We start from the raw sequence: 2,105 nt of genomic DNA, 5'->3' as shown, positions 1-2,105 counted from the left end.
GCCGAACACGTCGCCCGACATGTCGCCAACCCCGACGACCGTGAAGGACGAGGTCTGGATATCGCGGTTGATCTCGCGGAAATGCCGCTTGACCGCTTCCCAGGCGCCCTTGGCGGTGATGCCCATCTTTTTGTGGTCATAGCCGGCCGAGCCGCCGCTGGCGAAGGCGTCGTCGAGCCAGAAGCCGTGCTTCTCTGAGATCGCGTTGGCGGTGTCGGAGAAGGTCGCCGTGCCCTTGTCGGCGGCAACGACGAAATACGGATCGTCCGGGTCGCGTCTGATGACGCCGGCCGGGGGGATGACACCGTCGAGACCGATATTGTCGGTGATCGACAGCAGGCTGGAGACGAAATTCTTGTAGGCCGAGGTGCCGGCCTCGAAGATCGCGTCGCGACCGGCGCTCATCGGCAGCTTCTTCGGATAGAAGCCGCCCTTGGCGCCAACCGGCACGATGACGGCATTCTTGACCTGCTGTGCCTTGACCAGGCCGAGCACCTCGGTGCGGTAGTCCTGGGCGCGGTCGGACCAGCGCAGGCCGCCGCGCGCCACCGGACCGAAGCGCAGATGCAGGCCTTCGACCTCGGAACCGTAGACGAAGATCTCTCGCCACGGCCGCGGCGCCGGCAAGCCCTCGACCGCGTGCGAATCGAGTTTGATCGCCAGCGACTGGCCTTTCTCTTTCGTATCGGCAACGAAATGATTGGTGCGCAGCGAGGCTTCGATCAGATTGAGATAGCGCCGGATGATGGTGTCGTCATCGATGTTCGGCACATCCTCCAGCGCGTCCTTGATCTTGGCCTTGAGGTGCTTTGCGGCCACCACGCCTTCGGTCTCGGCTGTCGGGCCAAGCCGGGCGATGAACAGCGCATGCAGGCCCCGCGCTATGTCGGGATAGCGATTGAGCGCGGCGGCGATGAAATCCTGGCTTTGCGGGATGCCGACCTGCTGCAGATAGCGGCCATAGGCGCGCAGGATCGTGATCTCGCCTGACCACAAGCCGGCGGTCTGGGCAAGGCCGTTATAGCCGTCATTGTCGACATCGCCTCGCCAGACAGAGAGGAAAGCGTCCTCGAACAGCGCGCCGCCATCAGTCAGGTCGATCGGCTTGCCGTAGCTGTTCTCCAACTCCATGTCATGGATGAAGACCAGGCCGGATTGTTCGTCGCCGACCTCGAAGGTGCGCTCGCTGATGACGCGGAAGCCAATGTTTTCCAGCACCGGCACCCGCCGCGACAGCGCCACCGGGCTGCCATGGTGATAGATTTTCAGCGCCGCCTGATGCGGTTTCTGCTCGGCATGACGATAATAATCGATGGCGATCGGATTGCCGGCGCTGATCTTGGCAATGCGCCTGGCATCGGCCAGCGCCACCGCCGCGCTGAACGAATCGCGGTAGCTTTCCGGCAGCCGCGCGGCAATCGCCTTCAAAGCCTGGTCGCCGCCACTGGCCTCGGCCGCATCGGAAAGGGCGTCCTCCCAGGTACGCACGATGTCGCGGATCGCCGCCTCTATCGTCGCTTGCTCGACCTTCGGCGTCTTGCCGCCGGAGCGGCCGATGATGAAGTGCACGCGCGCCAGCCCGCCCTCGGGAAAGGCCGGGTAGTAGGCCGACAGCCGGCCTTCGAATACGGTCTTCAGATACGAGCCGATCTTCTCGCGCACGACGCTGTCGTAACGGTCGCGCGGCACGAAGACGAGGATCGAGACGAACCGGTCGAACTGGTCGGCGCGCACCAGCGCCCGCACGCGTGGCCGCTCGACCAGGCCCAGAATGGCAGCGGCGTGCTTCCTCAGGATCGGCACCGGCACCTGGAACAATTCGTCGCGCGGATAGCTTTCCAGCACGTTGATCAGCGCCTTGCCGGAGTGATCGTGCCGGTCGAAGCCGGACTTGGCGATGATGGTTTCGGCCTTGGACCTGAGATACGGGATCTTCATCACCGAGCGCGTGTAGGCGGTCGAGGTGAACAGGCCGACGATGCGCAATTCGCCCGCGAGCGTGCCCTTGGCGGTGTAGGTCTTGACGCCGATATAGTCGAGATAGATGCGGCGGTGCACGGAAGACTTGGCATTGGCCTTGGTGACGATCAGCGGCTCCGGCCCGT

General features: G+C 64.1%; 1 protein-coding gene. It reads right to left on the bottom strand.

Annotation, left to right across the window (positions count from 1 at the left end; genetic code table 11):
- Positions 1 to 2,105, bottom strand: a 2,105-nt coding sequence (locus tag EN749_RS34680) for an NAD-glutamate dehydrogenase domain-containing protein (protein ID WP_145991145.1), incomplete at both ends; no start/stop codon positions are given.

It is taken from the genome of Mesorhizobium sp. M7A.F.Ca.ET.027.02.1.1, assembly GCF_004022985.1.
GTDB lineage: Bacteria > Pseudomonadota > Alphaproteobacteria > Rhizobiales > Rhizobiaceae > Mesorhizobium.
The sequence above is the reverse complement of the archived record's forward strand: the minus strand, read 5'-3'. Positions and strand labels throughout refer to the sequence as shown.